The 23,753-nt window shown below is 58.5% G+C and carries 28 protein-coding genes and 2 pseudogenes; 23 read left to right on the forward strand and 7 right to left on the reverse strand.

The annotated features are described in order from the left end of the window. Window positions 1-138: 138 nt before the first annotated feature. The 4 genes and pseudogenes from V6L79_RS07590 to V6L79_RS24735 all read right to left on the reverse strand — a co-directional run. On the reverse strand, window positions 139-327 hold the full coding sequence (locus tag V6L79_RS07590; protein ID WP_338580022.1) for a hypothetical protein: 189 nt from the start codon (window positions 325-327) through the stop codon (window positions 139-141). Window positions 328-391: 64 nt separating this feature from the next. Continuing rightward, entirely contained in the window at window positions 392-1,234 is an 843-nt protein-coding gene (locus V6L79_RS07595; protein WP_338580023.1) for a chromosome segregation protein SMC, read from the reverse strand. A gap of 95 nt (window positions 1,235-1,329) precedes the next feature. Then, window positions 1,330-3,282 (reverse strand): annotated as a pseudogene (locus V6L79_RS07600) (DUF927 domain-containing protein); the annotation flags it as partial. Window positions 3,283-3,285: 3 nt separating this feature from the next. After that, window positions 3,286-3,744 (reverse strand): annotated as a pseudogene (locus V6L79_RS24735) (tyrosine-type recombinase/integrase); the annotation flags it as partial. A gap of 327 nt (window positions 3,745-4,071) precedes the next feature. Here V6L79_RS24735 and V6L79_RS07610 point away from each other — a divergent pair. Then, a complete protein-coding gene (locus tag V6L79_RS07610) occupies window positions 4,072-5,070 on the forward strand; it encodes a site-specific integrase (RefSeq protein WP_338580024.1) in 999 nt (332 codons plus the stop codon). A 335-nt stretch (window positions 5,071-5,405) separates the two neighbouring features. Here V6L79_RS07610 and V6L79_RS07615 read toward each other — a convergent pair whose 3' ends face one another. Together V6L79_RS07615 and V6L79_RS07620 are read right to left on the reverse strand one after the other, a co-directional pair. Next, window positions 5,406-5,585, reverse strand: a complete 180-nt coding sequence (locus V6L79_RS07615; protein WP_338580303.1) for a hypothetical protein — start codon at window positions 5,583-5,585, stop codon at window positions 5,406-5,408. 28 nt (window positions 5,586-5,613) lie between these two features. Further along, a complete protein-coding gene (locus V6L79_RS07620) occupies window positions 5,614-6,048 on the reverse strand; it encodes a hypothetical protein (RefSeq protein WP_338580025.1) in 435 nt (144 codons plus the stop codon). A 216-nt stretch (window positions 6,049-6,264) separates the two neighbouring features. On the opposite strand from V6L79_RS07620, the gene V6L79_RS07625 reads away from it, so the two are divergent. From V6L79_RS07625 to V6L79_RS07730, 22 genes are read left to right on the forward strand one after another with little or no spacing between them, the layout of a single operon-like run. Continuing rightward, window positions 6,265-6,726, forward strand: a complete 462-nt coding sequence (locus tag V6L79_RS07625) for a head completion/stabilization protein (protein WP_338580026.1) — start codon at window positions 6,265-6,267, stop codon at window positions 6,724-6,726. After that, a complete protein-coding gene (locus tag V6L79_RS07630) occupies window positions 6,723-7,172 on the forward strand; it encodes a phage tail protein (protein WP_338580027.1) in 450 nt (149 codons plus the stop codon). Before V6L79_RS07625 ends, V6L79_RS07630 begins: the two co-directional genes overlap by 4 nt. Continuing rightward, window positions 7,162-7,842: a virion morphogenesis protein gene (locus tag V6L79_RS07635; protein WP_338580028.1), complete on the forward strand. Its 681-nt coding sequence runs from the start codon at window positions 7,162-7,164 to the stop codon at window positions 7,840-7,842. The genes V6L79_RS07630 and V6L79_RS07635 overlap by 11 nt, the downstream gene beginning before the upstream one ends. An 11-nt stretch (window positions 7,843-7,853) precedes the next feature. Next, complete coding sequence (locus V6L79_RS07640) at window positions 7,854-8,969, forward strand: DUF2586 domain-containing protein (protein WP_338580029.1); 1,116 nt, start codon at window positions 7,854-7,856, stop codon at window positions 8,967-8,969. 7 nt (window positions 8,970-8,976) lie between these two features. Continuing rightward, a complete protein-coding gene (locus V6L79_RS07645) occupies window positions 8,977-9,426 on the forward strand; it encodes a phage protein (protein ID WP_086797596.1) in 450 nt (149 codons plus the stop codon). Further along, window positions 9,426-9,638, forward strand: a complete 213-nt coding sequence (locus tag V6L79_RS07650; protein ID WP_338580030.1) for a TraR/DksA family transcriptional regulator — start codon at window positions 9,426-9,428, stop codon at window positions 9,636-9,638. The genes V6L79_RS07645 and V6L79_RS07650 overlap by 1 nt, the downstream gene beginning before the upstream one ends. Then, window positions 9,635-9,841 carry a hypothetical protein gene (locus V6L79_RS07655; RefSeq protein WP_338580031.1) on the forward strand — a complete coding sequence of 69 codons (207 nt, stop codon included), beginning with the start codon at window positions 9,635-9,637 and terminating at the stop codon, window positions 9,839-9,841. The genes V6L79_RS07650 and V6L79_RS07655 overlap by 4 nt, the downstream gene beginning before the upstream one ends. Further along, window positions 9,838-10,365 carry a glycoside hydrolase family protein gene (locus tag V6L79_RS07660; RefSeq protein WP_338580032.1) on the forward strand — a complete coding sequence of 176 codons (528 nt, stop codon included), beginning with the start codon at window positions 9,838-9,840 and terminating at the stop codon, window positions 10,363-10,365. Before V6L79_RS07655 ends, V6L79_RS07660 begins: the two co-directional genes overlap by 4 nt. After that, window positions 10,362-10,829: a lysis protein gene (locus V6L79_RS07665; RefSeq protein WP_338580033.1), complete on the forward strand. Its 468-nt coding sequence runs from the start codon at window positions 10,362-10,364 to the stop codon at window positions 10,827-10,829. Before V6L79_RS07660 ends, V6L79_RS07665 begins: the two co-directional genes overlap by 4 nt. Before the next feature lie 32 nt (window positions 10,830-10,861). Next, window positions 10,862-11,149, forward strand: coding sequence for a putative phage tail assembly chaperone (locus tag V6L79_RS07670; protein WP_338580034.1), 288 nt, complete (start codon window positions 10,862-10,864; stop codon window positions 11,147-11,149). 20 nt (window positions 11,150-11,169) lie between these two features. Continuing rightward, the gene (locus V6L79_RS07675) at window positions 11,170-11,313 is read left to right on the forward strand and encodes a DUF6890 family protein (RefSeq protein WP_405046644.1); all 144 of its coding nucleotides are present in this window, start codon (window positions 11,170-11,172) and stop codon (window positions 11,311-11,313) included. Between the two features lie 6 nt (window positions 11,314-11,319). Further along, the gene (locus V6L79_RS07680) at window positions 11,320-13,302 is read left to right on the forward strand and encodes a phage tail tape measure protein (RefSeq protein ID WP_338580035.1); all 1,983 of its coding nucleotides are present in this window, start codon (window positions 11,320-11,322) and stop codon (window positions 13,300-13,302) included. After that, window positions 13,299-13,616 carry a DUF2590 family protein gene (locus V6L79_RS07685; protein WP_338580036.1) on the forward strand — a complete coding sequence of 106 codons (318 nt, stop codon included), beginning with the start codon at window positions 13,299-13,301 and terminating at the stop codon, window positions 13,614-13,616. Before V6L79_RS07680 ends, V6L79_RS07685 begins: the two co-directional genes overlap by 4 nt. Then, on the forward strand, window positions 13,613-14,788 hold the full coding sequence (locus V6L79_RS07690) for a baseplate J/gp47 family protein (RefSeq protein ID WP_338580037.1): 1,176 nt from the start codon (window positions 13,613-13,615) through the stop codon (window positions 14,786-14,788). The genes V6L79_RS07685 and V6L79_RS07690 overlap by 4 nt, the downstream gene beginning before the upstream one ends. Beyond that, the gene (locus V6L79_RS07695; protein WP_338580038.1) at window positions 14,781-15,371 is read left to right on the forward strand and encodes a phage tail protein; all 591 of its coding nucleotides are present in this window, start codon (window positions 14,781-14,783) and stop codon (window positions 15,369-15,371) included. The genes V6L79_RS07690 and V6L79_RS07695 overlap by 8 nt, the downstream gene beginning before the upstream one ends. Window positions 15,372-15,379: 8 nt before the next feature. Continuing rightward, the gene (locus V6L79_RS07700) at window positions 15,380-16,990 is read left to right on the forward strand and encodes a phage tail protein (RefSeq protein WP_338580039.1); all 1,611 of its coding nucleotides are present in this window, start codon (window positions 15,380-15,382) and stop codon (window positions 16,988-16,990) included. Between the two features lie 7 nt (window positions 16,991-16,997). Next, window positions 16,998-17,708, forward strand: coding sequence for a phage tail protein (locus V6L79_RS07705; protein ID WP_338580040.1), 711 nt, complete (start codon window positions 16,998-17,000; stop codon window positions 17,706-17,708). Then, a complete protein-coding gene (locus V6L79_RS07710; RefSeq protein ID WP_338580041.1) occupies window positions 17,705-18,625 on the forward strand; it encodes a hypothetical protein in 921 nt (306 codons plus the stop codon). Before V6L79_RS07705 ends, V6L79_RS07710 begins: the two co-directional genes overlap by 4 nt. Beyond that, entirely contained in the window at window positions 18,622-19,164 is a 543-nt protein-coding gene (locus tag V6L79_RS07715) for a DNA-binding protein (protein WP_338580042.1), read from the forward strand. Before V6L79_RS07710 ends, V6L79_RS07715 begins: the two co-directional genes overlap by 4 nt. Then, entirely contained in the window at window positions 19,161-19,871 is a 711-nt protein-coding gene (locus V6L79_RS07720; protein ID WP_338580043.1) for a hypothetical protein, read from the forward strand. The genes V6L79_RS07715 and V6L79_RS07720 overlap by 4 nt, the downstream gene beginning before the upstream one ends. After that, entirely contained in the window at window positions 19,844-20,794 is a 951-nt protein-coding gene (locus V6L79_RS07725) for a hypothetical protein (protein ID WP_338580044.1), read from the forward strand. Before V6L79_RS07720 ends, V6L79_RS07725 begins: the two co-directional genes overlap by 28 nt. A 1-nt stretch (window position 20,795) precedes the next feature. Beyond that, window positions 20,796-22,775 (forward strand): hypothetical protein, encoded by a 1,980-nt coding sequence (locus V6L79_RS07730; RefSeq protein ID WP_338580045.1) that lies wholly within the window; start codon window positions 20,796-20,798, stop codon window positions 22,773-22,775. A 40-nt stretch (window positions 22,776-22,815) separates the two neighbouring features. Here V6L79_RS07730 and V6L79_RS07735 read toward each other — a convergent pair whose 3' ends face one another. Further along, window positions 22,816-23,700 (reverse strand): DUF6236 family protein, encoded by an 885-nt coding sequence (locus V6L79_RS07735; protein WP_338580046.1) that lies wholly within the window; start codon window positions 23,698-23,700, stop codon window positions 22,816-22,818. Window positions 23,701-23,753: the final 53 nt, after the last annotated feature.

A 23,753-nucleotide genomic window follows, 5' to 3' on the forward strand; every position in this document is an offset into this window, starting at 1 on the left:
GTTGGTCCGCGCCCAATCTGTTCTGTCGGAAAGGTAGTTTTTGGGACGTCAAAGAGGGCGCGGTGATAACACAGTTTCACAGTGAGCTAGGTTGGAACGCTGACTAAAACGGAAGCCCTTTAGGCTTCCGTTATGGCGTTAATCTCGCTTTTTAAGGTGTAACGCTATGACGTCCATCTCTGCATTGATTGCTGCAATTGTGAGGCTCTCTATTTGTGTGGTTTTTCCTGTTTTTGGCTGTATTAGGTTAATTAGGCCATTCAAGTGAGCTTTTCTCGTTTTTAGAGCTTCGGATATGCCGGATTTACTTAGGGTTGGAGTGTTCATACCTGAGCCTCTTGGGGGCCCGAAGCTGCCTGGTAGTAAAGCTGTTTCAGGGGATGAGTCGTTTTTAAATAGCGAGCACGTCTTGCAAATTGTGCTTATACGAGCGCTCTGCGAGATCACTCGAAGTCCAGCTCCAGACGTTTTCTCCCTGTTCCGGAATGTTCAGCTTAAAAAGCGCAATCGATTCTTGGTTAGTAAGACGCTGAGCTGCCCATAGCTTGCCGCCCACATCCAGTAGTTTTTTTGCGGCTTCATTCCATTTTTCCTCGAGTACCGTATAGGCAAGATGCGCAGCTTTTTTCTCGATGACTTCGAACTCTTTCTGGGCTTCACTAATGTGTTTGTCGATAGCGATGAGTTCCTGCTCTAGCGCGGTAATAATCAGTTGTTGGCGACGGTTATGCTCAGTTGTAGTGCAAAGCTTCTTCGCCGCCTTTTCCGCGTCACTATTGGCTGCTTTTTCACCATCGACGTCACCCCAAGCGACTGCCTGAGCATATGCTGTTGCTGCCTCAGTCTCAGCCTGTCGTGCTTTAGCCATATCGTCATGTGCCTGCTGGCGGACCTGCTCTAGGCGATTGCTGATGCTGCGACGTTTTTCTTGGAGCTCCTCTTCATCTAATTTCCATGTCGTCATGGACTCGATGTAACCAGCCATCAAGCTCTTGTGATTAACCAGATTTTCACGACGAAAAATCTTTCGAGAAAGGGTGATGATTTGCAGGTCCAGTGAATCAAACTCATTTTTTCGTTCGTTGTATTGATCGCGCGCTTCGCGTTCACGGCCTTGTGCGATGACTTCCGGGCATTCCAGTGCTGCTTCGAAATGGGCTAGTTTAGTCCGCAGATTTTGTAGTTGGATGGTCAGTTTTTCGTGGCGATTTTTCATTTCTAGAAGTTCGTTCATTTGTTTTGCCTCTGTGCAAATCGATTAAGGGGTTGTTGCTGAATGGCTGGCGAGGCCGGGCATGAGCCGGCACTACCTCTATCAATGGGCAACCGTCAGGCAGCCCTGGCCTCGCTCTCATCCGTCCTCGGAACCGTATTTACGATGTAGCAGCGTTGCGGCCCTAGCCCGGGAAGCCGGACGAGGCTCGACGCCTTCCCGTCGCTTCCCGGCTCGAGCACTCCACGACGCAGTAGTTCCTTGTTCACGGCATTGATGTTCATGCCTTTGAATACTTCGGAGCGCCACGCCTCGGGCAGCACGTAGTAGGTGTTGGTGGTATGCAGCTCGTCGCCCAGGCCATGCTCCAATGATTTGCGAAAGCCCAACCGGTCGATGGTGCGCGGGCCGTGCTCGTCGATCTTGGCTGCGGCGGACTCCCAGCGAGTGAAGCGGCTTTCGCCGAAGCGTTCGATAACTTGGCGCAGCCGAGCAACGATGGCATCGCCTTCATAGTTACCGGCGCCGCCGCGTTCATTCAGCCATGCGTTGAGGCAGACACGGGCTGCTGTGGTCGCGGTGCCGTCAGGCCAGCCGGTGATGCCCAGTGCGGTAGCGAGCTCACCAGCTGCAGCCGCAAGGCCAAAGCGAAGGGCTGCACGATGGGCCTGACCACTCGCTGAGGCGGGCAGGGATTTGGCAATAAACCCTTCAAGGGTGCGGCGCAGGATGATTGCCCAGGCGTGCATTTTTCCAGGCTCGCACAACGCTGATAGAAAGGCTGTGAGTGGTGTGCCATAGAACTTGGATACTCGGGCTTTGAGTGCGTCAGAAAGGGCGGCGGCGTCCTCGAAACCATTCAACACGTCGAACATGCCGAGCCCTTTACTGGCGTCTGCAGGCACCGCGAGCATGCGTACTTCCATGCCTGCCTTGAGCTCTTTGTTGGCTTCGGCCATGTGTTGCGCCAAGGTTTTCTCGCCGGTAGAGAGAAACAGCAAACGCCACTCTTGAACCTGTCGGCCCGCTTGGCCACGATCATTAGCGCGCGCTTTACCGGTGCCGTTGCCGAGCATGTAAACGGTTTCGCCAATGATGCGCGGGTCGCACATGCCGATTTCGTCGAGTACGAGGAGGCCGTCGGAGTGCGCGGCAGCGATGGACTCCAGTGCGTTATCGGTCGAGCGCCATGACCGCACCAAGCGCGGACCGCCGTAGATCGAGGCGGCTACTTGCAGATGCGTGGTTTTACCGCCCGAGCTATCGCCGTACAGGTGAAAGCCGCCTGATTCATGACCAAGCATGTGCAGCAGTGGTCCAGCAAACGCCACGCTGGCCACAAATGCCAAGCGATGATTACCAACGCACAAGGCACCGATTTGCTCTTGCCATTGCTCCAGGGTGCCAGCCTCGCTGATAGGCGGCAGTTGGGCACCTGCTTCATAGAAGTGCAGGTGTTCAGTGTGGGAACCGACTTGTTGCTCTGGCAGTAGAAAGGCGCTGTCATGCCAGCCCAGTCGTGTGACCAAGCGTGCGCGCTGTGAGCTGTCGAAACCTTGGAAGTAGCTCTGCGGATCGTTACGCGCATTTCGGCTAGAGCGCGTGCCAGCAACGCGCAGGCCCATATCTACAAGCGGACCTAGAGCGTCTTTTCCGAAGTCGCCGGTCATGGTGCGCGCCGGAATGTTCCAGCATTTTTTTGCGCCGTCAGGATCGTCAAACTCGACCAGCAAACCCCAGTTATGACCTTTGGTGTCACGGGTGCGAGCGAGGATTTCTAGTGGTGAGCACACAGGGCGCGACTCGCCATCTTCGCCTGAGTAAAACACCCCTTCGTGAGTCAGGCGAAAGCCGCTGGGTAGAGTGTCTGTCTTGGGCTTAGCTGCGCGTTTGGCCGGTGCTTTTACCTTGGTCTCTTCGGCCGGAGCAGGGGCAACACCAAATAGTGCGCCGGTGCGCTCCAGTTCGGCAATGTGGCTCGATGTCCAGCCTTTGGCGAGTGCGTCCGCTGCATCGTCGCCTTGCTCCCACGTACCGCCCTTGGCGAAACCGGGTAGATCATTTTTGAGGATGATGTCGTCGAGAGGTTTGTCGCCAAGTGCCGGGAGTATGTCTTTGTAGAGGTAGGTGCGGATCTTGTTGAGGGTGGAGGGTGCCAGACCTTTTTCTTCTTTGGCCTTGAGCCATGCGTCAGCGGCTGCGCGAAAGGTGCGGGCTTTGGCAATGTCGATGACAGCTTTAGCAGAACGTTTCTACTCCAAAGGGTCGGCACCGCTACTCACTACTTTGCGTAGTTCAGCAGCTTTCTCTCGTGCCACGGCCCCACTGACCTCTGGATAACCCCCGAGCCCCATCCAGGCCCAATTACCCGCCGGGCGTTTGTATCGCAGTTGCCAGGATTTGCCGCCGTCAGATTTCACTCGAAAGTAGAGGCCGCTTCCATCAAGCTCTCGATATTCTTTCGACTCAGCCTACAGCCCAGCCAGCGTGGTATCGGCCAGGGGGCGGCGCTTGATGTCGGCGCGCCTCATCCTTGTATCCCAGAGCTCGGTATTTTTCTCGGGATACAAGTGGGGGGATACAGGGATACAACGGACAGAGGTAGATCGACAGGCACAAAAAAACCGGCTCGGGGGCCGGTTTCTCTGTGCTGCAAGTCCTGGTAGAGACTTGCAGGTACTGCTATATGGTGCCCCGAGGGGGCAACGGCCTCATTGCGGCAGTAACGTACCACAAGCGGCAATTACCTGCGATGCCCGGCTATGCTGGGGATTGGCAGTGTCAGGTTAAGACAGTGGACGGCAGTTTCGTGCAACTGCGTGTTAGCCTTTACGCCATTTTTACGCCAGGAGGGTGTGATGGCTTCGTACCGGAAACGAAGTGGTGGTTGGCGAGCTGAGGTTGCGAAGCAGGGTGTGCGTGACTCCCAAACCTTCGATACCAAGGCTGCGGCTGTTGCATGGGCAACTGCTCGTGAAGCTGAAATCATCGCGCAGAGCGGTAAATCTCGTACAAGTGTGGCTATGACTCTGTCGGAAGCCTTGCGCAGGTACAAGCGGGATGTGTCGCCCACCAAGGCTGGCCAGCGCTGGGAAGAGTTGCGGTTGGATAGATTCGACAGGGAGCTTGAGTGGGTCGGCGAACTGATGGATAGCATAACGTCCGAGCAGGTCGCTCAATGGCGTGATGCTCGACTGAGGAAGGTGAAGACCGCGACCGTCCGGCGTGAAATGACCCTTCTCTCATCCGTGTTTGAACTCGCCAGACGAGAATGGAAGGCGTGCCTGGTCAACCCCGTGCGAGATGCCAAGCGCCCAAGTAATGGGGCTCCCCGCGACCGTCGCGTTGCTCCAAGTGAAATCAATGCGCTGGTGAATCGGCTTGGCTTTGTTGAGGGGCAGCCGCCGGTGACGCTGCTTCAAGAATTGGCATATGCATTCCTCATCGCCATCGAAACCGCCATGAGGCAGGGGGAGATATTAGGCATGACCGCCAAGTGGGTGAATCTGCGTGAACGCTTCGTTCATCTGCCCATGACAAAGAACGGCACCAGTCGGAATGTTCCACTGAGCAAACGGGCGGGGGAATTGTTGGAGCCGCTTTATAAAGGGAAGGGCGCTGGCGATCGACTGTTCAAACTAGAGTCAGCGTCTGCCGACAGTATGTTCCGAAGGATTCGCGACGAGCTGAGGATTGATGGTCTGACTTTCCACGACACGCGGCATGAAGCCATTACTCGGCTTGCTCGCAAGGTTGATGTGTTGGACCTGGCACGTATTACCGGCCACAAGGATCTAAAGTCCTTGATGATTTACTACAACGCCACGGCATCGGAACTGGCGCAGCGGCTGGGATAAAAAAGCCTGCGGAGTACGCAGGCTTTTTCAGTCACGCTATTTGTCTCGACCGCCTCGCTAAGGGCAATCTGGCGCGATGTTGCCGCAACCAGGTGATCACCTCTCCCGCAAACCATCTTTTCGCGGCTTTCGCTCCAGTGGCGCAGGGCTGCACGCTCGATGGAAATCCGGGCTGAACCACGACTCTACGTTCAACGGTGTAAGCCGATAGTTTCAGGTACGCCGCAATGTCCTGTGACGTCCACAGCTCGTGCTCAGCAGCGACCGCTGGACGCTGCAATTGCCGAATTAGTTCGTGCAATGAACTGAGCAGATCCGGCGATGCCATTGGCATGTCAGCGGGCATAGCGTCGCTCCTTTGCTAATCTCGCAACCATTTTTTCTGCCATGAAACTGGCCCATTCCTTTGTCTTACGTTGCTGCCGAATACGGCTACAGGCTTGGTGCTTTCGGGTCGATCGTGCCTTCCCGCATATGTCGCAGATACTAGGCAGATCGAGCCGTTTGCTGGCCATCGCTGGACGCTCACGGGTGACGGTGGGGTTAAGCACTCGCTACCTCCTTACTATCGAGCTTCACTCTTCTTGCCGCTTCATACTCGCTTGCCACAATCTCGGTGGCGCCTTCGACCTGTTCGCCGCCTTCCTGCAGCTGGAAACCAAGATTGAGATAAATGGCGCCGTCATGCTTGAAGAACACCCCACCGCTCAACCACACGCTGCCCCAGTCAACGCCGAGCGCTTTCCATACATCGTCCTTGCTTATGCGCCCAGGGCAGTGCTCTTGCCAAAGGGCGGTCAGGCGTTCGTGTTCAGCCTTGCACGCCGCTCGAGCTTCCTTTTTGGAGCCTTTCTCTGGCTTGGCTGTATGTCGCAGGGCGCGATAGCCGTATTCGTCCGGGCGGCGCCAATGAACGTCCAGATCCCGGCTGTCGCTGATCTTCACACCGCCGACGTAGCTGTCACTGCCTGAATACATTGGAGAACCAGGTCCTCCGAATACGTACACGAGGTTTTCCCTCTTTGAGTCGAAGTCGGCTTTCTTCGCTTCCCAACTGGTCACAGCAGCCAAGGAGGAAGTAGAGGTAGTTTTATAGTGGTACCCCCCCCAGCGGGGAACTGTTGAAGTGCGTCAGCCATTTATGGCCGTCGACCCACTGCAAACAGTTTTCCCGCCCTATTCGAGCGGCCAGCGATGAGCTTTTCAGGTAACCCCACTAAATTTGCGGAACGTCAGATTGAGAACGACGGCTTTTGGCCGAATTTCTCGCTGGCTCAGTTCCAGGAGGCCTATCGCCTTCCAGGGGAATACCTGGTCGAAACGCTGGTCGACGGTTTGACAACGGCGATGATCGAGGTCAATCAAGATCTGGCCAGACTCAAAGCCAGATGGCAGGCGGTAGGTGTCTCCAGCGTTGAATCTGCTGACCCTATGGTGCTGCCGGAGCGCACATTTCACGTAGCGACGTACAAGCGCGCCGTGTATTGCCGCGCCAAGGCCAGCCTGCTGACCCAGTTCGCCACCGTAACCCGTCGTGAAAGCGCGGAAAACACCGGTAAGGAAATGCCTGAGCGTGGCGAAACGTTCCTGGAGTTCAGCCAGCAGGCCGTTCGCTCGCTGCAGGGCCGTGGCCGGATCACGGCGGTGCTGCTGTGATCAAGCTACAGGCTTTGACGGCCTACCTCATTGAGCGCCGCCTGGTCGAGCCTGAACAGCTCGACAGCTGGACCAACCAAGTGACCCTGGAGTTGTTCTGGAAACCCGACGTCGGCGGCTTGCACATGGGCGACATGCGTTACAGCGCGACGATCGCCCTCGAGCGTTTTGCCGATCACCCGGGACGTCTGATGGCGTTGGTGGGGAGCTGGCTTGAAGCCAATGACCCGAGCCGCGATCGCGACGAACTGCCTGCGCCGAAGTTTGACGTCTCCATGCTCGACAACGACCTGGCCGATGTAGACATCACTCTGGAGTTCAACGAGCCGCAGTACCTGGCCGAGGATCCCGCCGGCGAGATCGAGGCCTTCGGCAAGACCTGGGCGTTTGTCCCGTTCGATCTTTGGATTGCCGAGCACGGCGAGGTGGGCAGCAATGGCCACTAATCCGCTCGACCTCGATGTCAGGGGGTTGCTCAGCGTCGACGCCCAACTGGCCCTGCTTGAGCTGCCGCCCCAGCTGCGCCGCCGGCTGCTGAACAACGTCACCAAGCGTGTGCGATCGATGAGCCGCAAGCGTGTGCGTGAGCAGCAGAACCTGGACGGCACCCCCTTCGCTGAGCGCAAGGGTTCGGCCAAGGGCAAAAAGAAGATGGAAGCCGGGTTGGCCAAGCTGCTGCAGGTCACCCGTGTCAGCTCCGACGAAGCGGAACTGGGCTGGAAAAACGCCCTGACTCGTTGGGTCGCATCACAGCAGCACAACGGAGCTAGTGAGCGACGTACCGCTGCACAAATGCGCCGTTGGAACAAAGTCCCGCCCGGTATCGCCTGCACGGACAAACAAGCCAAGCGCTTGCGTCGTCTGGGCTTCCGCACCCGGCAGAAGGGCAAAAAAACACTGACCCGGCCCTCGGTAGCGTGGATTCAAGAGCATGTGAACTACGCCAAGGCCGGCCTGCTGATCCGCATTTTGAACGATGAACGAACCGAGTCGTCGGGCGCGCAAAGCTGGGACATCACTTTGCCGAAACGCCAGTTCCTCGGTGTGAGCAGCGGCAACGAAACCAGCGACCTGGTTAACCAGGTCTTTCAACAAATCCTTAATTCACCCCGCTAGCGAGGCACTGCATGGCACTCGGCAAAGTCAGCGTTAACAATCTCAATCTGGGCCAGGGTGCCGTGACTGAGATCGAACGCTATTTCCTTTTCATCGGCACCGGCGCAAAGAGCGTCGGCACGCTGATCCCTTTGAACACCGACAGCGACCTGGACAGCGCGCTGGGCATTCCGGCCAGTGACCTGAAAACCCAGATCACTGCCGCCAAATTGAACGGTGGCGATCGCTGGGCCTGCCTGGCGGCGCCGATCGGGGCAGATGGTGATTGGTCCGACGCACTGGAGATGGCACAGCAGCAGGGGTTTTCGGTCGAGGCGGTGGTGATCACCAAACCGGTCACGGCTGCAGCACAACTGTCGGCCATGCATGACGCGGCGATCGAGCTGAATAACATCTACGGTCGTCGGGCTTTCGTGATGGCGGCGAGTGCCGGCATCACCCCGCTGCAGACCTGGGATCAATACCTGGTCGAGCAGCGGGCGATTACCACGGGCCTTGCCGCGCCGCGTGTCCTGGTCGTGCCTCAGTTGCACGGCAATGACCTGGGTGTACTGGCCGGTCGCTTGGCGAATGCCGCCGTGAGCATTGCCGATAGCCCCATGCGTGTGGCGTCCGGCGCGCTGTTAGGCCTGGGTACCGTACCTGTCGACCTCGAGTCAGTGCCGCTGCCATCGGCGATCCGTGCCGAGCTGGATAAGGCGCGCTTCTCCGTGTCGCAGACCTATCCGGATTACCCGGGCGTGTTCTGGGGCGACGGCAACATGCTCGATGCGCCGGCGAGTGACTTCCAGGTGGTCGAGTACTTGCGCCTGGCTGATAAAGCCGCCCGCCAGGTGCGCCCGCTGCTGATTCGCCGTGTCGGTGACCGCCGACTCAACAACACCCCCAACAGCATGGCCGCTGCCATCAGTGCGTTTATGAAGCCACTGCGTCAGATGGCCAAGTCTGCCACGTTCGCCGGCCAGGTGTTCCCAGGCGAGATCGAGGCACCCAAGGACGGCGACATCGTCCTGGTGTGGCTCAGCAAAACCAAGGTCGAGATGTACATCAAGATCCGACCGCTCAACTGCCCGAAAGACCTGACGGCCAACATCGCCCTCGACCTTTCCACCGACGATTCGGAGTAATCCCCCTATGTCACGTATTGGCGGCAAGAACTTCGACGTGAACCTGGGCGATCTGCTCGTTCACGTTGAAAACTGCACCCTCGACGTCACGGACAACACCGCTGTGGCCCAGAGCCGGGGCGTGCCTAACGGGCATGTAGATGGCGACGTCTCGGCCAGCGGGGAAATGGAGTTCGACACCAGCAACTTCAACCTGCTGATCGAAGCGGCACGCTCTGCCGGCAGCTTCCGCGAACTCGAACCGTTCGACGTGGTGTTTTTCGCCAAGGCCGGCGACGAGGAACTGCGTGTCGAGGCCTTCGCCTGCAAATTGCGGGTCTCCAGCCTGCTCAGCGTTGACCAGAAAGGCGGCGAGAAATCCAAGCACAAGGTGCCGTTTGACGTCACCAGCCCGGACTTTATCCGCATCAACGGCGTGCCGTACTTGGCCGCTGCAGAGATCGAGGGCTTGAGCTGATGTCTTGCCCGTTCGATCGCGCCCAGGCAACGGAGCAACGCCAACGCGACCAGGCGATTGCCGCCCAGTTGGCCAAGTCGCGTCCGATCGGGCCAAGCCGTAGCGAATGCCTGGACTGTGACGGCGAAATCCCTGCAGCACGCCAGGCACTGGGCGGGATCCTGCGTTGCGTGCCATGCCAGACCATTTTTGAGAAAGGAGCTCTCCGATGAGCACGAATCAGGCCGCTCAGGACACCGCCATCGCATTTGCAAAGGTGGCACCGGCCATCGGCGTGACTGCTACCGGCGCAACAGGAGCGGTCGACTGGCCGACAGTCGCCTACATGCTGACCGCACTCTTCACGTTGCTGCAGATCGTGTTGTTGGTACCCAAGTACCGCCAGATGCTGCGCGACTGGAAGAGCAAGCCATGAGCCTGCGCGTCAAGATCGCCACCGGCGCCATCGTTCTGGCCAGCGCCTCATTGTTTAGCTTCCTTGGGAAGTGGGAAGGCGACGGTCAAAACGTCGTGTATCCCGACAAGCTGGCCCGTGGCCTGCCTACGGTGTGCAAGGGCATCACCCGCCACACCAGTCCATACCCGGTGGTTGTCGGTGACTACTGGTCAGAGGCCCGCTGTGCTGAGGTGGAGCAGCTGGTGGTCGAGAAAGGACAGCTCGCGCTGGCCGATTGCTTGACCAACCCAAAAATCGGCCAGAACACTTTTGACGCTCTGAGCAGCCATGGCCACAACTTCGGCATGCCCAGTACCTGCGCCAGTCGAGCGGTGGGCCTGATCAATTCCGGGCGCATCGCGGATGGCTGCAAAGCGATCGCCTGGGCCCCGGATGGCAAAACACCAGTGTGGGCATTCGTTACCGACGCCCAGGGCCGCAAACAGTTCGTTCGCGGGCTGCACGCTCGGCGTGTGGAAGAAGCGGAGCTGTGCACTCGATGACTATTCCGCCACTGCGCCTTGCCTTGTTTCTCCTGTTGTCCGCGCTGTTGGTGTGGGTGGCATTTGACCAGGTGAGCGACCAACTCGGTACCGCTGAACGCGAACGTGACAGCGCCCAGGGTGAGGTGGCAGGTCTGCGCGAAGCAGCTCGTATCAGCGGCGAAATGCTGGCCGATCGCGACGAAATCGATCGCACCCGTACCCAGGAGCTGAACCATGCACTTTCTGAAAACAATGACCTGCGCCGTGCTGTTGACGATGGCAGTAAGCGGCTGCGCATTAAAGCCACCTGCAGTAGCCCAAAGCCCGACCAGACCGGCGCCGGCAGCGTGGATGATGCAGGAACCGCCGAACTCACAGCAGACGCTCGATCGGATTATTTCACCCTCAGAGATCAACTCGCCCTCAGCCGGCAAATGATCCTGGGTCTGCAAGACCACGTTCGCAGGATCTGCCTGCGCTGACCGTTACCCATAAATCTTAATGGAACAACACGATGACTGATAAACGCGAAATCACCCTGACCGTTGGCGAAAAAGAATTCACCTTCGCTGTTACCCCGCAGGACGTGACCAAGTACTTCAACGGCATGACCGCCAACAACAAGGTGGCACCGACTCACAACCTGCTGAGCAACACCGTGCAGGCTGACCAGCGCGCTGATCTGCGCACGCTGATGCTCAATCCGGTGATGACCATGCAACTCGCGGGTGCGCTGCTCGAGGAGTACGCCCCGGACGTTGAGATCATCGTAAAAAAGCACTCGAGCACGCTGAGCGCCTGAGCGAGGACGGACTGAGCCAGCTGTTGGCTCTGACCAGTCGCTGGATGCCCGGGGCTGAACCCTCGATCGAGAACATGGGCACGGCCAAGTGGCTGGAAGACGAACACTGGAAACGCATGGAAATCGCGGTGGCCAACGGCATCGCTCATGCACTGAACGGGTAACGACACATGGCAGATCGCAGCGCTCGCCTGGCCTTTATCTTGAGTCTGACCGACAAGATCACCGCGCCATTAGGCAAGGTTAAAACCAGCTTTTCGGACTTGGCCGAGCAAGGTCAAAACAACATCAAGACCATGGGCATTGGGCTCGCGGGCATGGTGGGCGCGGGTGTTGCGATTAGCCAATCCCTGGAGCCGGCGCTGGAGATGAACCGCGCCCTGGGCGAAGTTCGTTCACTGGGCGTAGCCGAGGACGCGCTGACTGCGCTGAATCAGAAGGCTTTGGAGTTCTCCGTGGCCTACGGTGAAAACGCCCGGGACTTTGTCGCGTCGGCGTACAGCATCGAGGGCGCCATCAAGGGCCTGACCGGCTCACAGCTGGCCACCTTCACCAACACCAGCAACCTGTTGGCCAAGGCCACCAAATCCGACGCCGAGACCATGGGGGCCTACGTTGGCACCATGTACAACCTGTTCAAGACCCAGGCGGATGCCATGGGCAAAAGCGAATGGGTCGAAAAAATGGGCGGCCAGACGGCACTGGCGGCCCAGTTATTTCGCACGGACGGCGCACAGCTCAAGGATGCCTTCAAGGAAGTCGGCCAGATCGCCAATACGGCCGGCGTTGACCTGGCCGAACAGTTCGCGGTGATCGGTACGTTGAGCAGCACCATGGAAGGTGGCGACGCCGGTGGTCTGTACAAATCGTTTTTCGAGAACATCGGCGCAGCGTCCGACAAGCTTGGGATGAAATTCAACGACCAGAACGGCCAACTGATGCCGATGGCCGAAATCTTGGCAAAGCTCGAGGGCAAGTTTGGCGACCTCAACAGCGCCGCCGCCGGCACCAAACTGACCGAGGCCTTCGGCGGCGAAGGTGCGCGGGTTATCACCGCACTGGCCAAAGATACCGATCGGTTCAAAAACAGCCTGGATAAGCTGGGCAAAGTCCGGGGCCTGGAGGACGCCGCGAACATGGCCAAGGCCATGGTGGATCCGTGGCAACAGTTTGCCGCTGCCGTCGAAGCACTGCGCATTGCGTTCGGTCAGGCGCTGATTCCAATCCTGGCGCCTTTAATGGACCGCCTGAGCGGTATCGCCGCCACGCTGACCCGCTGGACCCAATTGTTTCCCAACATCACCCGTGTGATTGGCATCGTGGTGTTGACGATCCTGGGGCTCACGGCGGCAATGGCGGCCCTGACGTTTGTGGTTGGACTGAGCAAGATGGTGTGGCTGTCCCTGGTCGTGATCTGGAAGGTGCTCACCTGGACCGGCTGGAAAAGCATTGCCATGTTCTTGTACCACGCCGTGATGGTCACCGCTTTTGTCGCCGGCTTGATCCTGATGGTGGCGTGGATGGGCTTGGTAAAGGTCGCCATGCTGCTCTGGCAGGGCGCGATTTGGCTGGTAAACGCCGCCATTTATGCCAACCCGGTGGGGCTGATCATCGCCGGCATTGTCGCCCTGGTCGCGATCGTCGGCGCCGCGATCTATTACTGGGATGACTTGACCAGCGCACTGATGAACACGTCCGCGTTCAAGTGGGTCAGTGACCAGCTCTCCGCGCTGTCGGACTGGTTCGGCTCCATGGGCGGTTGGTCAGGTATGGCCAAGGCAGCCTGGGACGGCATCGTCGCGATCTTTCAAAAGGCCATCAATGGCCTGATCGAGATGCTGAACAAGATTCCCGGCGTGAACATCGAAACGAGCTTTGGCGCCATGCCGGAGATCCCGGGGACCACTGCCGCCATGAGTGCCAGCGAGCAGGCCGAACGCTCGCAGAAAGTCCGGCAGACCATCAACGCGGCAATCCCAAGCCTTTCCCCAACACGCGCCTCGGCTGTGCCCCCTGGTGGGCTGTTGACCAGCATTCAGAACACCAACAACCAGAACAAGGGCAGTCCTGTAGAGAACGTGAACATCTACACCAGCAAGCCAATGACCCCGTTGGAGCTCGAAAACATGGTCGCGATGGGGGTAGGCGGATGAGTCTCTACATCGATCTGCTGATCACCAACAACGACCTGACCCTGGATCCTTCGAACCAGCCCCTGCTGGTTGAGGATCGGGCCAGTATTGCCCAGGACATCGGTCACATGATCCGCGAAAGCGGCTTGTTGGTGACGCTGGTGGCCGAGCGCGATCGCTTCCGTCGATCCGACTGTATTCAGCAACTGGAGCTGCTGGTTGAGGCTGATGTGCGCTTAGTACCGGGCACAGTCCGAATCATTGAAGAGGAAAAAGGACGGTACTTGTTAGCGGCCAAAACCGTTGAATTTGGATCTATCGAGGTAGCGCTGTGAGTGACGTAGATTTCAAAAAGGCGTTGAGTGACGCCGGTATCCCGACCACCGAGGCGAAGCTGCGTGCGGCCTGGGAGCTGGAAGTCGTCGCCCAGGGCAGCAAGTTGAGCAACACCAGTGCCTGGTCGCCGTTTTGGCGGGTGATTACCGCGCTGGTGACCAAACCTGTTATGTGGCTGATCGAGTTCATCGCCGGCACCGTTTTGCCGAACTTCTTTGTTAAGACGTCCACCGGCGCCTGGTTGGATATGTTGGCCTGGGCGGTCAACGTCACCCGTAAGCCTGCGACCAAAGCCGAGGGGCTGTTGCTGTTCACCAGGAGCGCGCTGGCCGGTTTGCTGGAGATCCCCGCCGGTACCCGTGTGCAGTCGATTGCGATCAACGGCAACGTCTACGAACTGGTTACGGTGGCAGCAGCCAGCTTTGCCGATGGTGAATCTCAGATCCGGGTATTGGCCCAGGCTAAGCAGGCGGGCAGCGGATTCAATCTTGCACCAGGTTACTTTTCGATTCTCCCGGAGCCCGTGCCGGGGGTGGTTCAGGTGGTGAATGCTGACAGCTGGTTGACCCAGCCCGGCGCCGACACCGAGCCCAACGACGAGCTGCGTCTGCGCGTGCGTAACCAGTTCTCGGCGGTCAACCAGTGGCACACCGACGCGGTCTATCGCGCCATGATCTCGGTCTTCCCGGGCGTGCAACCTGATGGCGTCTATTTTGAGCACAACGCGCCCCGGGGCCCCGGCAGTGCCAACGCCTTTGTGCTGTTCGAAGCCGACTCGCCGGCGGACACCTTTCTGGCTGAAATCAACAGCTATATCCGCGACCAGGGCAACCATGGCCACGGTGATGATCTGTTGGTGTTGGAGATGCCCGCCACACTGCACACCGTGCGGGTGACCGTCTGGCCAAAGGCCGAAGTCGGTGCCGAGCGCTGGCCAGCTCTGAAATCTGACATCGAGCTGTTTATCCGTGCTGCTTTTCGTGAGAGCACGGCCAGCGACTACCAGCCGACTTTGACCCATCCTCAGTCGCGTTTCTCTTTCAGCCGGCTGGGCGAAGAGCTGCACCAACAATTCGCCGGTATCGAGTCGCTGGACTTCGACAACGTCGACATCCTTTCAGAGCTGACCATCCCGCGCCTATCTGGGGTAGAGGTGGAGCTAAATGCTTAAGCTGAGCTTGCCTTTTTGGCTGGACGGGCCGGAGCTGGCCAAGCTCAAGGCCGCCGCGCAAGCCTGGTGGGGCAAGGTCGAAAGCTGGCTGAATTGGCCGCTGCTGCAGATGGACGCCGAGACCTGCCACCTGAGTGTGCTCGATCTGCTGGCTTGGCAGCGCGATATTCAGCGCTTCCACGGCGAGCCCGAAAAGCTGTACCGCCGGCGGGTTAAGTACGCCTTTATCAATGCCGTTGACGCGGGCAGCACCGCTGGCATGGTTCGCATTTTCGAACGCCTGGGCGTCGGGTATGTGGAGATCCAAGAGCGCTTGCCGGACCTCGATTGGGACGTGGTGCTGCTTCATCTATCCGACACACAACTGAGCGAAAACCCGGTGCTGCTGCGTGTGCTGATGCAGCAATACGGCCGCACCTGCCGGCGTTACGACTTCGTCACGATCACCCCAGTGAAATTGAATATCGGCGTGGCTGACTTCAACGACGACCAGCAGACCCTGATTGCCACGCTGGACGACAGTTCAAGCCGATTGGTCGTGATCAACGAGCTCGCAATTCTCACCTTTTTGAACCCACTTTAGGAGCCCCCATGGGAGCTAGCATTACCCTTGCCGGCGAGAGTCTTATTGCCCAAAAGCAAGGTGCTGGAGAGAAGCTTGAGATTGCTCGCTTCGTTCTGGCCCTTGTGCCTGGTCTGGATCCGAACGCACCAGTCGATCGCGCAGCTGGCAAGCCGCCTGCGGCCCAAATCGTCTTCACCAAAGTCTACGACCGCAAAGGCTACGTCAGCCCTAACCAGGTGATCTACAGCCTTATGGTGGGCTCAGACGTCGGCGATTGGGACTTCAACTGGATCGGTCTGGAGGCCGCCGGCGGCGAATTGCTGGCCGTCGCGACCGTGCCGGTGCAACAAAAGCGCAAGAATATTCCGCCGCTGCAGATCGGCAACAACGTTACCCGCAACTTCCTGGTGGAGTTCAACGGTGCCCAAGCGCTGACGGGCATCACTGTCGACGCCAGTACCTGGCAGCACGACTTCACGGTTCGCTTGAACGGGATCGATCTGCGTGAGCGATTGAGTAATCGGGACGTGTTTGGCCGTGTCTGTTTTCTGGCCGACAGCCTGCAGATGGAACGCAGTTTTGGTCTGTACCAGGTCAAAGCGGGGATTGCCTATGTTGAAGGGATCCGCCTCGCGCTGGCTGAACCTGTCCATGCTCAATTGCCTGCGCTGCCGGCCAAAGCTTGGCTTGACGTCGCACTGGCCCGCGAAGGTAGCGACACGGTAGCCACTTGGAAAGTGGTCTTTGGTGAGGCCAAAGCGGACTACGTCGACAGCAATGGGACAGCCCACTACGTGGTGGCGTTGGCTAGCGTGGCCGTATCGGGAGGGATCACCGATCTGCGCGTAAGCGAACCCATCGCTGGAGCCCTAATCAATCAGCTCGCATTGCGCAATGGCGACTACCAGCACCTGCGCGCCCGGGGTACCAAAAAAGAAGACGTCGGCCTGAGTGAGCTGCCCAACGCCAAAAGCGATGACCCAGGCAGTGATAGCAGTGAGATTCTGGCCACTACCAAGGCGCTCAACGCCCTGCGCCAGATTATCGCTGACTCAGCGGTCGGGGAAATCTTCATGGTTGCGATGGATACGCCGCCGCCCGGGTCGTTTCGGGCCAACGGTGCGGCGGTGTCTCGTACGGTTTATGCCAAGTTGTTCGCCAAGATCGGCACCAAGTATGGCGCAGGTGATGGTGTCAGCACCTTCAATCTGCCTGATCCGCGCGGCTTTTTTCCTCGATTCTTGGATGACGGCCGGGGCATCGATGTCGGTCGGTTGCTGGGCAGTTTTCAGGCGGATGAAACCCGTAGCCATACTCACGGTGCCAGCTCCGCAGGTGCCGGTGGCCATACACACGCTGCTTCGAGTGACGTTCAAGGCGAGCATACCCACAACGTCCATTACGGAAATATCACACCGGACGGCGCGGACCTCAGCGCTACGAACGAACCGCGAAACCCACTAAACGGGACCGATTCCCCGACCGTTGCCACCGCCACCACTAAAGCAGGCGCGCACGCGCACAACATCACCATCAATGCCGTGGGCGATCACTCGCACGTAATCACCGTCAACGCCACCGGTGGTAGCGAAACACGTCCGCAAAACATCGCCTTCCTTGCCTGCATCAAGTACTGAGACCGCCATGGATACAAAAGTCGTTTATCAAACTGATCACCTGGGCATCTACACCGGTAAAACCGTGGCCGATCGTTCGCCGCTGGAACCGGATGTTTGGCTGATCCCGGGCGGCTGCGTTGAAGTGGCCCCGCCGGCGGTACCGGAAAAAAAGGCCGCGCGCTGGGATGGCCGAAAATGGCAGCTGGTTGATTCTTACCAAGGGCTGACGGTCTACAACACCACGACTCGCGCTGCCCTTGTGATCGAGCGTGCCGGCGCGCTTCCTGATGGCTACACCCTGGAAGTGCCAGGCCTGGGTCAGATCTGGAGCAATGGCCATTGGATCGATGACATTCCGACCGTGCTCGAGCTGCATTACACCCTGCAACTGGCGGCGGTCAATCAGGCCTGCCTGCAGGAGATTACCGGCGGTTTTTGGTCGGCTGCGTTAGGAGATCGGTATTTCTACGACACCCAGATAGAAGACCAACTGAACCTGAACGGCTTGATCCTGCGCGGCCTGGGCGGCGGCTACATCTGCCGTGATGAGTCCGGGGTGGCAGACTTTCGCGATCACTCTAGCGATCAACTGCTGCAGGTGGGCAACGAGTTTACCGAGTTCAAGCTGCAGCGCCTGCGCAAGGCCAACGACCTCAAGCAAGCCTTGGCAGCGGCGCGAGCAGCTACCGATCTGGACGCCCTCAACGCAGTGTCGTGGGAGTCCGCGCCGGTATGACTTGGGCATCTATCACCCTGCGCTGGCCGGAACAGTCTACCCAGTGGCTCAGCGACCTCGATGTCGCCAAGGGCTTGGCCAGCAATGAGTTGGCCACCACAGGGCAACGCCTTGAAGGTCTGGCTGACTTGGCCACGACTTCACCTGGGCCAGTCGGCGCCGCTGCAGAAGCCGCTGTTGCCGCTGGTCGCGCAGGGTTAAGCGATGCCCTGGGCGAAGTTCCGGCCTGTCTGGTGGTGACCCCGTTCCAAAGTGGAGTAGGGCAGGGTCGCGGTTATCAGCGATACCTGTCAGCACCTAACTTGCTGCAGCAACTGGGCGAAAAATTGGAAGACACCGGCGACGACAGCCGCCCGGCGGGATCGCAATACGCCCTGGTAGTGATGTTTCTGGGTACGCGGTACGACAAGTTCGCCGCGACCTTGGCCCGCTTCAATGCCGTGTTGCCCATGCCTGACCTGCAGCGCGCCGAACGCCGAGCGAAAAACCTGTTCGCACTGGATGCTGAAAAGTGGGAGCTGCCCACTGCCGGCACATTACCGCGCTGGGGCGCTTTGCCGCTTGAGCGTTGCACCGTGACCAAGGCTGCCACCCAAGCCCTGAACAGCCAGCTGTCGGCACTGGAGAGCTACGCCGACAGCTCGCCCATGGCTGACCTGGCCAAAATGGCGACCCGCAAAGCCAGCCAAGCGCAGGCGCAGGCCCAGAAACTGGCCGACCTCAAATCGATGTTCGCCGGCGGCGCCGCAGACGACACCATGCGCGCCCGACTGATCGGCCCTGGTAATGCCGCCGAGATGCGCCGCCAGTTGCTGCAGGGCGATGCACCCGGTCACGAATGGGGGCTATCCGCTGGAGTGCTCCTGGTCGGATCCCTGAAAGGGTTGGGCTTTGTTCGGGAATTGGTGGGCCTATGACCTTATTGCTCGATGGCGAACAGGTGCGCGGTAAAAACCTCAAGGTCACGGCCAACCTGCGGATCGAAAGCGACGACCTATCGGGCCAGACCAGTAACACCGACTCCGCCCATAAAGGGTTCAAGCCCAAGACCCTGGCGGTCACGCTGCAGATTCCGTTTGTCGACAGCGCATTTTTGCGCAACCTGATGCGCCTGGCTGAAGCGACCGGCAACGGTGGCCAGCTCAAAACCTACCGGGTCGTAAACGACACGGCGTCCGCGTTTGGCGTGCGCCAGGTGCAGTTTTCCGACGGAGTCAGCGCCCGGGAAGACGACACACTTCGCGCCTGGCTTGTTCAATTCACGCTGTCGGAAAAGCTCTCTAACCCCGAGCGGGTCGAGACTCGACGGGCCGGTAAGGGTGTGACCCAGCAAGGTGCCCCGGGGCAGTCCGTGACTGCACCAGGTGCAGGCGAAAACGGTACGGCAGGCCAGGAACTGACCGGCTTCGAAGCCACCCTGAAACAACTGGATAAATACCTGGGCGGTGTCTTGTGAGCATGAAGCTGCACAAGGTGCTGACCATCGGCGGGGTGGTCTATCCCTTGGTCAGCGATGACGTGCGCCTTGAACTGCGCACCCCGGGCAGGGCCACGCTGACCATTCAGGCCGCGGCGCCGGTGAAGGGGCTGGTCACGCTCGACATCGGCTACAACGACAACCCGCTGCAGCGCCACTTTATTGGCTACGTCGAGCGCTGCACCCCGTCCAACGCGATCGAGCAGGTGCTGTTCTGCCGCGAGCTGGCCGCGATTCTGGCCAACCCGTTGCCGCTCAACCTGCGCCATGCGGATCTGGGCACGGTACTGGCCGAGATCAGCCAGAAAACCGGGCTCAGCTTTCGCGTCCCGGACAAGGCCTACGCCAAGGTCAAGGCCCCGTTTTTTTACAACCTGGCCGCTGGCTACCAGGCCATGGACAGTTTGCCCCGGGTTTTCGGTATTCCCGACTTTATGTGGCAGCAGCAGGGCGACGGCGCAGTGTTTGTGGGCCGCTGGGCCGACAGCTTCTTTGGTACTCGTTCACCGCTGCAGCTGCCGGTCGAGCTGTTCAACGACTACCAAAACAACCAGAGCGCGATGATCGCGGCCCTTCCCGGGTTACGACCAGGTGCATCCATCAACCAAGGCGAGCGCATCACCCAGGTGACGCTCACCGGCAACCAAATGGCGATCCGATGGAAGACGCAATCCGCCGCAGTGTAGAGCGGCAATTCCCCGAACTCACCGGCGGTTATCACTTGCCACGCTTTGCCCGGGTTATCGGCGTGGCAGATGCCCCGGCCAGTGCCGGGATCTGCGACGACTTTCGACCGCGTTTTGCGGTGGACCTGGAACTGCTGGGCCCGGATGACGAGCCGGATCCTGAGTTGCCCCTGATGGCCGGTGTGCCACTGCCCATGGCTGTGGGCGGCGACGAGATGGGATTCCTAGGCTTTCCCGAGGAAGGCACCCGGGTTGTCGTGTGCTTCGCCTATGGCTTGCCGAACAAACCCTACGTCCAGACGATCCTGCCCCACGGTCTGAGCCTGCCGAAGGTGCCCAAAGGTGATCAGGTGTGGCAGCACAGCGAAGCTGCTCAGCAACGTGTGGATGCCGATGGCAACTGGTCACGCCAGACCGACGGCCGGATCCGTGACAAGTCGATCGAGCGGGAGGTTGAGAGCCTGACCAATGTCGAACACCACCAGAGCAGCAAAGTGGAGGTGGACGACCATTCGACAGAGTCAGTCGGGGGCATCAAGGCGATCGAGGCGATCGGCGCGCTCAAGCTGCTGTCGGGCGGATCCGCGAGCCTGGCCGCACTGGACGACCTGCATCTGGCCAGCGGTCGCGACCTCAACCTGGTGGTGGCGCAAAAGCTCAACAGCACGATCGGCGGCGAGCTGCTGGAACGGATCATGGGCGCCCGCAAAAGCGTGGCACCCACCAACTGGATCGGCTCTGAGAGCGTGAACGTGCTGCAGGTGCTGTGTGACGTGATTGACCTGGTGATCCAGATGAACACCGACATCGCCGGCCACCAGCACGCATCGAGCCCAGTCCCAACCAACGCGGCGAGCTTCGCCGGTCACGCCGGTACCGGCACACAACTTTTTGGGCAGTTGCAGCCCATCACCGGAGCCTAATTTGGAACTTAAGAATTTCTTCGTTCAGGACGACGCGGGGAACATCCTCAGCGCGGCGACCTGTTACTTGTATGAGCGAGGCACCGAGAGCCTGGTAGAGGTCCTGCAGGGCGCTAACGGCTTGGCGTTGGACAACCCCTTTATGTCCGATCAACAAGGTTTGGTCCAGCTTGCTGCGCCCAACGGGCTTTATGACCTGCGAGCGGTAAAGGGGGCTCGAGATAATCGACTTCGGATGCAGTTTAATGATGTGACGGAGACAACAGAGCTGGCCCAGAGCGCGGCGCGTGCGCTTGAGGAAAGGTTGAGGGATTCGACCGACCCAAGAAACGGGGCGGGTGGGTTAGGGTGTATGCGCACGCCATTGGCTTTGGCGATTGAGGGTACTGTCGCCAAGACCCTGTCTCAGACTCAGATAGATTTGTGGGAGTTTTCTCACTTGGTAACCTTCCGCCCGGTACCGGATGATTTCGGCACCTGGGATTGGACACCTGCTTTTGAAGCCGCCCGCATTATGTTGGGGACCTTCGGCGGTGGTGACCTTACATTTGGCCCTGGCGGGGTATACCAAGCGCGGTATATCTGTTTGGATCGTTCTATTGTTCTCAACGGTCGGGGCGTTAACGCCACCGAACTGAAACAGATGGCAGGCGCCAATCAGGACTTTATCAAGTCAGAGAACTTTGATGTTTTGACCGGTACTGGCCTGACCGTCAATGACCTCCGAGTCCCCTCCTGGATGGGGCTTAAGGACATTCGGGTTAACGGTAACCGCTACCACCCGACAAACAACCCCTCCGGGAATACTTCCGGCGTTCCCGTGAAGCTGTACGGTCCTTCGATGATCCTTGCCGGTACTGTGCTTGTCTATGACGGTGCAGGCGGCGGGCTTTATACCGAAGACTCTACAAGTGCTTCTGGTGTCAGTTGGCGTGGGCAGGAAGAGGGCAAGTTCGGCAACATTATCTGTCGTTCTAATGGAGGCTTTGCCGGCTGGCATTGCCGAGGTCCCCATAACACCAATGCGGATAGCGTCATCGTATGCTTTAACGACGGCTGGAACTTCTACTCAGAAGAGTCGGACCTGTACGGTGGCAGCTTTGACCGCATCGGCCTGCTGCACTCCTATGCTGGCGGCCGCTCTGCGGAGCCCGCATTAGATACCGGTGTTTATATTGGCAGCATTGCGCGTATCGACACCCTTGTGATCGATGGGGACAATGCTGTCCTGCAGGCAAACGAGCTTCAAATCGATAAGATGCGAGCGTACAACATTGGTGGGCAGCAAGATGGAGTAGTTGTTAACGGACGGAACTGCTACATCGGTCACCTGAACGCTCTTGTTTGGAAGTCTTCAGTTGGGAAGACCGCTTTAATCGTCAATGGAGACAATGCTGATATTAGCGGTATTCTTCAAACCAACAACCCGGATAACGAAGGGGTAGTAGTAAAAGGTTCCCACTGTAATGTCGAGATGACAATCATAAACTTTAGTGCTGCCGGACGTACCGGTCTGAAGTTGGATGGCATTGATAACGAAATCAATTGCAAAATCCGAAACTGCAACACGGCTTTCGATTATGTTTCCGGTAGTGAGAACCAAGTTGATCTGAGTATTGCCACTACAGTTGGACAAAAAGCTGTTAAAGGGCAGACCCCTAGAGCGACTGACCGTATTAACATCCGTAGTCGTGGCGACACCGTCGGTGGCTGTAAGACGAATCTGGAGACCGACCAGTTGGCAATGGATATTACGACGTACACCATCGTAGTTATTACGCACGGTCTGCTTTATACGCCTCCGCGCAAAGTTGTACGCGCTAACTGGATGGCTACTGATCCGGACTCTTCAGTTTGGGATGAGGCTATTTTACGAGTAGTCACCACGACCGATAAAGAAGTTGTGCTGGGTTACAAGTTGGCCGGGGCAGCTCCGACTGGGACAAAGGCCCGGATCGGCATTTCGATTGACTTAACCTGATAGGCGGCGGCAACCCGCCTAATGAGGCGGGTTTTTTCAATTAGATGAGCTCGTCGCTTATCCGATAGGCATATTTGTACGGGGAAACAGGCGCTTTGATTGAGCGCAGGCCCAGATCCGTCTCTATACGAACGGCGCTCCTGAGCCCTGCAAAACCAGCGGCTAGGGTCGCAATCTCCAATCCGTATGTGGCACCGCCTTGCCAAGCCCCTACGACTTCACCGACAAGTGATGGCTTCAGATTCAGACTGGTTTTGAATGTCGAGACATGCATCGGAAACTGAAAATCTTTTCCGACAGCTACCAAGTCGGAGCAAGCCTTCTCCACTTCGCTCACTTGTTTTTCGAGCTCTGCAGATGGTTCATCCGAGGCCGAGACCTTTTCCGCCAGGCTCTCAATGTGAAGTCGAAAACTCAGCAGCTCATCTTTGCGACGTTGCTTAAACTCCAAAATTTCTTGGAGCGGTGTGTCGACCGTAGGGATTGGCACTGCACGCGTAAGTTCGATCTGGGCGCCTTTGCCGACTACGAGTCTCGGCCCCTCAACGAAAAGCGAATTCTCGCCCTGGGCAAGTGCCCATGCTCCGGGTTCGCGCGCCTCCATGTCCTGGTACGCCATAATTTGGCCAGCTAAAAACCCGGAACCCGACGCGCCATCTATGCTGTATCTCGGCCGTTCGATTATTCCGCAATCTTCAAGGAAGAGCTCGTCTGGGCCTCCTTCGAAGCTAATAGCGCCATCTGGCCAAACCAGCTTATCCCAGAACATAAGCGCAAAGCGCAGCTCTTGCGGGTGGAGTCCCGTGCTCATCATGTGCAGGTAGTCAGCTCCGTTCACACGCGCAGGTGACGAAATGACAAGCCCCCTGTGCACTGGCTTTCCATAGTACGGGTCGTTCTTCTTTCTTTCCTTAGCCTGTCCCATAGCACTGATCTCACGCGTTGATGTGGCCGCAGGCTACCAGAACCACAGAGACG

Source organism: Pseudomonas sp. ML2-2023-6 (genome assembly GCF_037055265.1).
Classification (GTDB): domain Bacteria; phylum Pseudomonadota; class Gammaproteobacteria; order Pseudomonadales; family Pseudomonadaceae; genus Aquipseudomonas; species Aquipseudomonas kulmbachensis.

Bases quoted from the DNA above. Each gene is read 5' to 3' on its own strand.
- V6L79_RS07655 (WP_338580031.1), top strand. From the start codon at position 9,635: ATGAGCACGAATCAGGCCGCTCAGGACACCGCCATCGCATTTGCAAAG.
- V6L79_RS07700 (WP_338580039.1), top strand. From the start codon at position 15,380: ATGGGAGCTAGCATTACCCTTGCCGGCGAGAGTCTTATTGCCCAAAAG.
- V6L79_RS07705 (WP_338580040.1), top strand. From the start codon at position 16,998: ATGGATACAAAAGTCGTTTATCAAACTGATCACCTGGGCATCTACACC.
- V6L79_RS07620 (WP_338580025.1), bottom strand. From the start codon at position 6,048: ATGTATTCAGGCAGTGACAGCTACGTCGGCGGTGTGAAGATCAGCGAC.
- V6L79_RS07735 (WP_338580046.1), bottom strand. From the start codon at position 23,700: ATGGGACAGGCTAAGGAAAGAAAGAAGAACGACCCGTACTATGGAAAG.
- V6L79_RS07650 (WP_338580030.1), top strand. From the start codon at position 9,426: ATGTCTTGCCCGTTCGATCGCGCCCAGGCAACGGAGCAACGCCAACGC.
- V6L79_RS07665 (WP_338580033.1), top strand. From the start codon at position 10,362: ATGACTATTCCGCCACTGCGCCTTGCCTTGTTTCTCCTGTTGTCCGCG.
- V6L79_RS07695 (WP_338580038.1), top strand. From the start codon at position 14,781: ATGCTTAAGCTGAGCTTGCCTTTTTGGCTGGACGGGCCGGAGCTGGCC.
- V6L79_RS07625 (WP_338580026.1), top strand. From the start codon at position 6,265: ATGAGCTTTTCAGGTAACCCCACTAAATTTGCGGAACGTCAGATTGAG.
- V6L79_RS07610 (WP_338580024.1), top strand. From the start codon at position 4,072: ATGGCTTCGTACCGGAAACGAAGTGGTGGTTGGCGAGCTGAGGTTGCG.
- V6L79_RS07715 (WP_338580042.1), top strand. From the start codon at position 18,622: ATGACCTTATTGCTCGATGGCGAACAGGTGCGCGGTAAAAACCTCAAG.
- V6L79_RS07685 (WP_338580036.1), top strand. From the start codon at position 13,299: ATGAGTCTCTACATCGATCTGCTGATCACCAACAACGACCTGACCCTG.
- V6L79_RS07680 (WP_338580035.1), top strand. From the start codon at position 11,320: ATGGCAGATCGCAGCGCTCGCCTGGCCTTTATCTTGAGTCTGACCGAC.
- V6L79_RS07615 (WP_338580303.1), bottom strand. From the start codon at position 5,585: ATGGCCAGCAAACGGCTCGATCTGCCTAGTATCTGCGACATATGCGGG.
- V6L79_RS07590 (WP_338580022.1), bottom strand. From the start codon at position 327: ATGAACACTCCAACCCTAAGTAAATCCGGCATATCCGAAGCTCTAAAA.
- V6L79_RS07670 (WP_338580034.1), top strand. From the start codon at position 10,862: ATGACTGATAAACGCGAAATCACCCTGACCGTTGGCGAAAAAGAATTC.
- V6L79_RS07645 (WP_086797596.1), top strand. From the start codon at position 8,977: ATGTCACGTATTGGCGGCAAGAACTTCGACGTGAACCTGGGCGATCTG.
- V6L79_RS07640 (WP_338580029.1), top strand. From the start codon at position 7,854: ATGGCACTCGGCAAAGTCAGCGTTAACAATCTCAATCTGGGCCAGGGT.
- V6L79_RS07710 (WP_338580041.1), top strand. From the start codon at position 17,705: ATGACTTGGGCATCTATCACCCTGCGCTGGCCGGAACAGTCTACCCAG.
- V6L79_RS07725 (WP_338580044.1), top strand. From the start codon at position 19,844: ATGGAAGACGCAATCCGCCGCAGTGTAGAGCGGCAATTCCCCGAACTC.
- V6L79_RS07595 (WP_338580023.1), bottom strand. From the start codon at position 1,234: ATGAACGAACTTCTAGAAATGAAAAATCGCCACGAAAAACTGACCATC.
- V6L79_RS07660 (WP_338580032.1), top strand. From the start codon at position 9,838: ATGAGCCTGCGCGTCAAGATCGCCACCGGCGCCATCGTTCTGGCCAGC.
- V6L79_RS07635 (WP_338580028.1), top strand. From the start codon at position 7,162: ATGGCCACTAATCCGCTCGACCTCGATGTCAGGGGGTTGCTCAGCGTC.